At 47.0% G+C, this 7,706-nt stretch carries 6 protein-coding genes and 3 pseudogenes; 8 read left to right on the forward strand and 1 reads right to left on the reverse strand.

Annotated elements, in window-relative coordinates; genetic code table 11:
* Positions 1 to 56: 56 nt before the first annotated feature.
* From DEH07_07750 to DEH07_07770, 5 genes and pseudogenes are all read left to right on the forward strand, one after another.
* Positions 57 to 908 (forward strand): annotated as a pseudogene (locus DEH07_07750) (diaminopimelate decarboxylase).
* Positions 909 to 910: 2 nt separating this feature from the next.
* Positions 911 to 1,777: a hypothetical protein gene (locus DEH07_07755; protein ID HBY04418.1), complete on the forward strand. Its 867-nt coding sequence runs from the start codon at positions 911 to 913 to the stop codon at positions 1,775 to 1,777.
* Positions 1,778 to 1,782: 5 nt separating this feature from the next.
* Positions 1,783 to 3,234 (forward strand): annotated as a pseudogene (locus tag DEH07_07760) (permease).
* A complete protein-coding gene (locus tag DEH07_07765) occupies positions 3,234 to 4,001 on the forward strand; it encodes a TIGR03943 family protein (GenBank protein ID HBY04419.1) in 768 nt (255 codons plus the stop codon). The pseudogene DEH07_07760 and the gene DEH07_07765 overlap by 1 nt, the downstream one beginning before the upstream one ends.
* Before the next feature lie 46 nt (positions 4,002 to 4,047).
* The gene (locus DEH07_07770) at positions 4,048 to 4,974 is read left to right on the forward strand and encodes an RluA family pseudouridine synthase (protein HBY04420.1); all 927 of its coding nucleotides are present in this window, start codon (positions 4,048 to 4,050) and stop codon (positions 4,972 to 4,974) included.
* Positions 4,975 to 5,111: 137 nt separating this feature from the next.
* On the opposite strand, the gene DEH07_07775 is transcribed toward DEH07_07770, so the two are convergent.
* Complete coding sequence (locus DEH07_07775) at positions 5,112 to 5,528, reverse strand: hypothetical protein (GenBank protein ID HBY04421.1); 417 nt, start codon at positions 5,526 to 5,528, stop codon at positions 5,112 to 5,114.
* Between the two features lie 391 nt (positions 5,529 to 5,919).
* Between DEH07_07775 and DEH07_07780 the strand changes: the two genes are divergently transcribed.
* The 3 genes and pseudogenes from DEH07_07780 (at position 5,920) to DEH07_07790 (ending at position 7,595) form a co-directional block, all read left to right on the forward strand.
* Positions 5,920 to 6,090 (forward strand): ferredoxin, encoded by a 171-nt coding sequence (locus DEH07_07780; GenBank protein ID HBY04422.1) that lies wholly within the window; start codon positions 5,920 to 5,922, stop codon positions 6,088 to 6,090.
* Between the two features lie 62 nt (positions 6,091 to 6,152).
* Positions 6,153 to 6,842, forward strand: a complete 690-nt coding sequence (locus tag DEH07_07785; protein ID HBY04423.1) for an NAD(P)/FAD-dependent oxidoreductase — start codon at positions 6,153 to 6,155, stop codon at positions 6,840 to 6,842.
* A 66-nt stretch (positions 6,843 to 6,908) separates the two neighbouring features.
* A pseudogene (locus tag DEH07_07790) lies at positions 6,909 to 7,595 on the forward strand (hypothetical protein).
* Positions 7,596 to 7,706 lie beyond the last annotated feature (111 nt).

The raw sequence follows: 7,706 nt of genomic DNA on the forward strand, positions 1-7,706 counted from the left end.
GTCAGTTTACGTGGGCAGTCACAGCTTGACTAATAAAAAGACCATTTGTGAATAATGTTATAAACGCTATAATGGATACTCCCGGTGAAGCAAAATATGGTTTTACACGTGAGCAGCTGACTGAGGGATTCATGATACTTCGGGAAAAGGGAGTGCGGCATTTTGGATTACATGCATTCTTAACAAGCAATACACTGGCAAATGAATACTATCCTGTACTTGCAAGAATTCTATTTGAAACTGCTGTTGAGTTAAAACGTGAAACAGACGCTCATATTGCATTTATAAATCTCTCAGGGGGAATTGGTATTCCTTATCGTCCGGAGCAGCAGCCTGCCGATATTTTCGCAGTTGGACAAGGTGTTAAAAAGGCATACGAGGAGACTTTAGTTCCGGAAGGAATGGGTGATGTTGCCCTATATACTGAACTTGGCAGATTTATGCTGGGTCCGCATGGCTGTCTTGTCACAACGGCCATTCATGAAAAACACATATACAAGGAATATATTGGATTGGATGCATGCGCAGCAAATCTTATGCGTCCTGCAATGTATGGCGCATACCATCATATTACGGTTATGGGTAAGGAAAATGAACCCTGTGACTATAAATATGATGTTACCGGTGGCTTATGTGAGAATAATGATAAGTTTGCAATTGACCGTATGCTGCCCAAAATTAATCTTGGAGATTTTGTAGTAATACATGATACAGGAGCACATGGATATGCAATGGGTTATAATTATAATGGTAAGCTGTGTTCTGCAGAAGTTCTTCTAAAAGAGGACGGATCAACTGAATTAATACGCCGGGCAGAAACACCCGCCGATTATTTTGCAACCTTTGATTTTGAGGATAATTTTAAAACAAGTTTATATAGCAAGTATCCGCATATTTTCAACGCTTAAGCATATATGATTTTGGTGAGATAAGCGTTGACGCCGCCCTGCTGAAGTCGGGCGGCGTTGAAGTAAAAGAAATCAATTCCGGGTGCATCTGCTGCAGCCTGTCGGGTGATTTTGTAAAAGCCCTGAAAGAACTCCTCAGCCGCTTCCACCCGGACAAAATTATTATAGAACCCTCGGGCGTAGGCAAGCTGTCGGATATCATGAAAGCGTGTTCAGACCCGCGTATTCATCCGTTGGCGCAAGTTAAGGCCAAAATTACGGTCGTGGATGTGAAACGCTGCAAGATGTATCTTGACAACTTTGGCGAGTTTTTTGAAGATCAAATTGAAAATGCCGATACTATTTTGCTCAGCCGTACCGGGGATTTCCCCGGAAAGGTAAACGACGCTCATGAGTTGATTAAAATACTGAATGCGCGTTCCGCTGTCTTTTCCAAACCCTGGAGCCAAATAACCGCCGCCGAAATCCTGCACCCGCGTCAGGAGCGTCCTGCGCACGGGGAACACTGCGGCCATACTCACGGCAGCGGGTGCGATCATCACGGCGCTCACGATCATGAAGGCGGCGGAGATTGTGACCGCGACCACGGCCATTCAGCCGAGGATGTCTTTGATACTGTTACCGTTTATACGGACCGCAAATTTACAATTGAGGACTTGAAGTCTCGTATATATAAACTGGAGCGCAATCAATCCGGGACCGTCCTTCGTGCCAAAGGTATTGTTCGCGGAGTAAACGGATATATGAATCTGCAGTATCTCCCCGGGGATTTAAAGATCACAAACTGCCTTGCAAGGGGTGATATGCTGTGTTTTACCGGCAGGAATCTGGACAGGCAGGAATTGATTAGGCTCTTTGGCGGGAAGTGAGGCTCTTGCATATACCCGTCTATGTTGTAACCGGTTTCCTGGACGCCGGGAAAACAACGCTCCTTAATAAACTGCTTAATGACCGGGAACTGCGGGATGCGCAGATGCTCGTACTCCAGTTTGAATCCGGCGAAGAGGAGTTCAGCAGTAAATACAGCAATTGCAGCGTGATGAATTTTCTTGCGCGGGCGTTGGAACAGAATCCGGAACAGGTAATAGAGCAAGTCCGCGATTATCTGCTTAACAATCCGGTGGACGAGATCTGGGTCGAGTGGAACGGTGTTGTACCGTTTGCCCGGCTGCAGGCTTTATTTTTACATCCGTCTTTATATCGCCTCTGTCGTATTGAGAAGGTAATGCACCTGGCGGATGCCGGTATGTTGGAAAAGCTGTTGGGGAAAACAGGCTGGGCGCTGCCCGAACAGGCGGCGGGCTGCGATTTTGCGGTTGTAAGAGGTGTGCGCTCCGGCAGGGATTATTATCGCGTCAGAAATATTCTGCGCGGTCTCAATCCAGGCGTAAAGCTGCTTGACATCAGACAAACCGGAAGCATTTATCGCGAAGTCTACAGTAAAAGGGGCCGCCCGGTCAACACATTCTGCGGCGGGATCCTTTTATTTATTGCTCTATATCTTTTAGCGGCGACGGTATTTAAACTTTCCCAGACTCCCGTTAACACAATCATCAATGTATTTTTAGGGATTATGCTTCAGGCTGTTCCTTTTTTGCTGATTGGTGTGCTGATCTCGTCGATCATTCAGGTTTTTGTAACCAAAGAAGCCATTGAGCGCAGATTTCCCAAAAATCCCGGCTGGGGAATACTGGCGGCTGTCCTGGGCGGCTTTTGCCTGCCGGTCTGTGACTGCGCCTCGATTCCCATCTTCAGGAGCCTTGTCAGAAAAGGCATTCCAATGTCGGCGGCTGTTACATTCATGACGGCTGCGCCGGTAATCAACCCGGTTGTTATGTTATCCACCTACTACGCTTTTAACGGCAACCTTCAAATTATTGCCGCACGCGTGGGGCTTGGTATCGCTGCGTCTGTCTTGATCGGGCTGTGGTTCGCAGTCCGGCCTTCCCGCGCCGGTGCGCTGTCAAGCAGCTTTGACAGTATTATGTGCAGCTGTGGATGTTACGAAGGGGCGGAAAGCATAATAACATTCAGGGGTAAGGTAAGTTTGTTAATCCGCCATTCGCAGGCGGAGTTTTTCAATTTAGGAAAGTACCTTATAATTGGAGTGTTTGTCGCCTCGGTTTTTCAGACAACGATTACGAAAGTGATTTCCTATAAAAACGGCACGGATTTTGCTGTTTCACTGCTTGTGATGATGATCATGGCGTTTCTTTTGTCCCTGTGTTCATCAAGCGATGCGTTTATTGCCCGCAGCTTCGCTTCAAGATTTCCTATGGGAGCCGTTATGGGATTTTTAGTTTTTGGCCCAATGATTGATCTTAAATGGTCATTTGGGCATTGGGAAGTTTGCCCCGGCTGTTTTTGCCCCAGCATAAGATCCGGGCGGCGCACTGTCTGGTTCTGGCGGTTCCCGTCATGCTTCTTTTGCTTCCCCATACACCGGTCAATACCGCTGATATAACTTCAGGCTATTTGAACGGAAATACATATGCAGGTCTCCCCGGGCAGAGTTCCGCCGGTTTTAAAGCCCCGGCAGGCGGGCCGGATGACCGGTCCGCAAATAATACCGGTAATACACCTTTGGAGGATGCGACAGCGCCCGGCAGCAGCGCGGCCGATTCTTCAGAGCCGGCTGTTTCCGGTACGCAGTCCGGCGCGCAGGATAATGTACAGGAGGGCGCGTCTGCGGTTAACCTGCCCGGTTTGGATGTGAAGAATAAGATAATCACAGTGTCAAATGATGATTTCGGCCTCTGGCTTTCCGAGATATATACGAATAAAAAGAAATACAAAGGATATACAGTCATCATGACGGGATTTGTTGTTAAAAACCCTGAAATGATGGCGGAAGACGAATTTGTGCCTGCCCGTCTGATGATGACGTGTTGCGTGACAGACTTAGCGCCTGCCGGTTTACTCTGCAAATATGAAAAGGCGCCCGAACTAAAGGAAGGTTCATGGGTGACTGTCGAAGGTATCCTCTATATGGGGAAAGTTAAATATGACGGCACGGAATATGATGAACCCCAGATTTCCGTAACGAAAATTACACCCGCCGGGAAAGTTGACGGCTATGTTTATCCGTATTAAATAGAAACGCTTCCACTTTTTTGATAAGCTTGCAGCTTGCGGGTAAGTGTTTTTTGAGGAGAAAATGAACAATACACAGCTGACATATACGGCAGGCGCCCCGGATCAGGATACTTTTCTGCGGGACATACTGTTTTCTAAACTGCTGCTTTCACGCTCCCTGGTCATACGGTTGAAGCAGCAGAGCAAAATAAAGGTGAACGGGTATACCGCCCGTACTAACTACCGCATCAACGCGGGGGATTTTATAACCGTCGATATGGACTTTACCGAGGAGAACAAGATCGTTCCGGAACCGGTTCCTATAGAAATCGTTTACGAAGACGAGGACTTCCTGGTGGTGAACAAGCCCGCGGGCATGTCCACTCATCCATCCCGGCAGGGAGGCGCCGGCACTCTGGCCAACGCGGTAACTTATTACTGGCAGGGGTTGGGAAGGAACACCCTTTTTCGCCCGATAAACCGCCTGGACAGGGACACTTCAGGGCTGGTCCTGATAGGGAACAGCCAGTTTGCCCACCAGGGCATGTTCAATCGGAAGAAGTCCCGCAGCATTAAGCGGCAATATGCTGCTCTGGTAGAGGGAGCAGTGGCAGAGGACAGCGACCGTATTGACCAGTCAATCGCCCGGCTGGATGATAAAAGGCGCAAAAGAATAGTCCATCCGGACGGTCAGCCTGCAGTCACCCATTATCAGGTGCTTGAGAGATATCCTGAACACACCCTGCTGTCGCTGGAACTGGAGACCGGGCGCACCCATCAGATAAGGGTGCACTTAAGCTTTCTAGGGCACCCGGTATGCGGGGACCTGCTCTACGGGTGTGCGTCACCATTAATAGATCGACAGGCGCTGCACGCCGGCCGGATGTGCTTCATCCACCCCCGCAGCGGAAGAGAAGTAATTCTGGAAGTTCCCCTGCCGGCAGACATCCAAACGGCTGTTGACCGGCTGAAGGCGCATTCCCCAACTTGAAGAAAAAGGCGCCTTAGAAAGGGGCGCTTATTTTGGAATTTGTAATAAAGAAGGCTTCCCTGGAAAACTTCCGGGAGAGCCTGTTTTTACTTCTAGATAAGATATATATAGATAAGATATAAAATGTGGCTTGTATATTATTGTAACGGTTTGCCGCAACTCTTGCAGAATTTAGCCCCGGGGGATGATTCCTGGCCGCATTCGGCGCAAAAGACCTTTTCAACGGTTGTTTCTGTTGAGGAAGTTGTCTGAGCTTCGTTGGAGGTTGATGGTTCAACTTCCTTCTGTAATTTTACCTCAATAGCCTCAATCTGGTTTTCTAAATCCTTTATTTCACTATATATTTCTTCCAGGGCGGATGTATCGGCGGGAGTATTTTGTTTATATGCCTCATAAACAATGCCGCCAATTTCAGTTTTTTTATCTTTGATTTTTCCTTCAAGCTGGCTTTTGTGTAATTTAAGTTTTCCGGCTTCCAGCATGTCGGCTGACTTGGAACCGACTGTAGTGGCCGTATCCTTTACTACATCGCCTATCTTTTTTAAAAAGCTCACCATGGCGCCCCCTTTCTTTTATATAAGTAATACTTAAGGTTTTCATTACCTGGAGTTTTATTTCAACAAAAAACGATGAATTCCTGCAGACAGTTTTTTAAGAGGTTTGAAGAAGACCTTCTTTTTCCTGACTTCTTTAGAAGCATGTGCAGCAGCTAATTCAGGCAAACCTCATGTCCAACCCGTCAATTTTTTAATAATAATCTTATTGCGCTTTGAGATATGGTAAGGTATAATCAAATGAGCATATGTTCATATAATTGATGAATATATATGCAGGCGCAGCGGCGCCAGCCAGGATTTTACCTGTTACCTGGCCGCAATGAGCTTAACCTTTACCGTTGGTATGGGTCAGCATGCGCTAGTACTTGAAAAAAGGAGAGTGTTTTTCGTGAAGGCGGCGGTTGATAAAGAAAAATGTACTGGCTGTGGGCAATGCGTAGATATATGCGCTGCTGAGGCCTTACAACTTGTCGACGATATTGCGGTAGTAAGCGATGAATGCATTGAGTGCGGGGCATGTGTGGACGAATGCCCCAATGGGGCAATATCGCTTGACTGATTGAGCCGGTAAAATGATAATATTCTTAGCAATAAAAAATTTTCTATGGAGGTTGATGAGAAATGGCTGCAACGGATTTATTGGAAAAGGGTGCGGTGCTTCAACGGGACAAAGAAACTTTTGCGGTGGTTCCCCATCTGCCTGGCGGGCTGATTACTCCGGATGCTTTAAGAAGAATAGCTGATGTTGCTGAGAAATATAACGCCAAGGCTCTGAAAATGACTTCCGCTCAACGCCTGGCAATTGTAGGTTTGAAGGAAGAAGATCTGGACAATGTCTGGCGCGATCTGGACATGAAGCCAAGCCACGCTATCGGCCTGTGTGTGCGCAGCATCAAGTTTTGCCCGGGGACTGCTTTTTGCAAGCGGGGGCAACAGGATTCGGTGAGTCTGGGATTAAAACTGGACGAGCGCTATCACGGTCTTGAATTGCCCGGCAAATTTAAAATGGGCATCAGTGGCTGTGTAAATTCCTGCGGGGAAAATCATTTCCGGGATGTGGGCGCAATGGGTATGCCCAAGGGATTCAAACTGATGGTTGGCGGCAACGGAGGGGTTACCCCCCGGATTGGACAGGTTATTTTCGAAGGCTTGAGTGAAGAACAGGTTTTGGAGAAAGTGGACAGGATCATCAAAGTCTATGCCCAGGGCGCCAAAAAGCACGAGCGGCTCGGCAAGTATATCGAGCGTATAAGTTTGGAGGAATTCAAAAGCCAGCTGGAAGCCTGGCCCGGCAGCGGCTTAGACAACTAAAAAGAAGACGCTGGATATGCTTTAGGCACACTTTCAACAGGTGGTATTGCAGGTGCTTTACTCTTTATGATGATTGCATTTATTCTGACCGCTTTATTTGTAAAGGAATCTTTTACACGTCAGGATAAAAGGGCATCTGGCATCAAGGAGACATGGAAGAGTGTTCCTGAAAAGAGCTTGACTATTATCTTATTTGTGACTTTCTTTGCCTTAACTCTGGGGCTTAGTTCAATAGAACCCATCGTAACAATATATGTCGCTCACTTAACCAAAGGTATCGGTCATGTTGCTTTATTGTCAGGGTTGACATTCTCAGCCTCTGGGCTGGCCAGTATAATTGCTGCTCCGAGACTGGGAAGACTTTCAGATCAAATAGGAGCGCATAAAATCATGTTAGCCGCGCTTGTTGCTGCCGGAATCATTTATATACCTCAAGCCCTGGTAACAAATCCATGGCAGTTGATGGGACTCCGCTTTTTATTGGGACTGACAATAGCAGGGCTAAATCCTTCTATTAATACCCTTGTTAAGAAAATTACACCGGATTCTCTTACGGGCAGAGTTTTTGGTTTTAACATGTCGGCAGGATATTTGGGCATATTTGGAGGCGCTGTTTTAGGCGGGCAAGTGGCGGCCTATTTCGATGTTCGATAGGTTTTTTATGTTACCGGTGTATTGTTGTTGATAAATGCTGTATGGGTGTATTTTAAAGTGTATAAAAAGCTTTGTCTAAAAGAAAAACCAGCAATGTAATTCAGCAAGACATTCTTACCTTAGCCAATCGTCCCATACGATGCAGTCCCAAGCCTGTTGGTGTTGATGAAAAGCCAGCTGTTTACGAAGAAGTAGTACCAGACATTAATA

The organism is Desulfotomaculum sp. (assembly GCA_003513005.1).
In the GTDB taxonomy this organism is placed as follows: Bacteria; Bacillota; Desulfotomaculia; order Desulfotomaculales; family Nap2-2B; genus 46-80.

Excerpts from the sequence above, each read along its gene's own strand:
- DEH07_07785 (HBY04423.1), top strand. The coding sequence starts at position 6,153 with ATGGCTGCAACGGATTTATTGGAAAAGGGTGCGGTGCTTCAACGGGAC.
- DEH07_07765 (HBY04419.1), top strand. The coding sequence starts at position 3,234 with ATGGTCATTTGGGCATTGGGAAGTTTGCCCCGGCTGTTTTTGCCCCAG.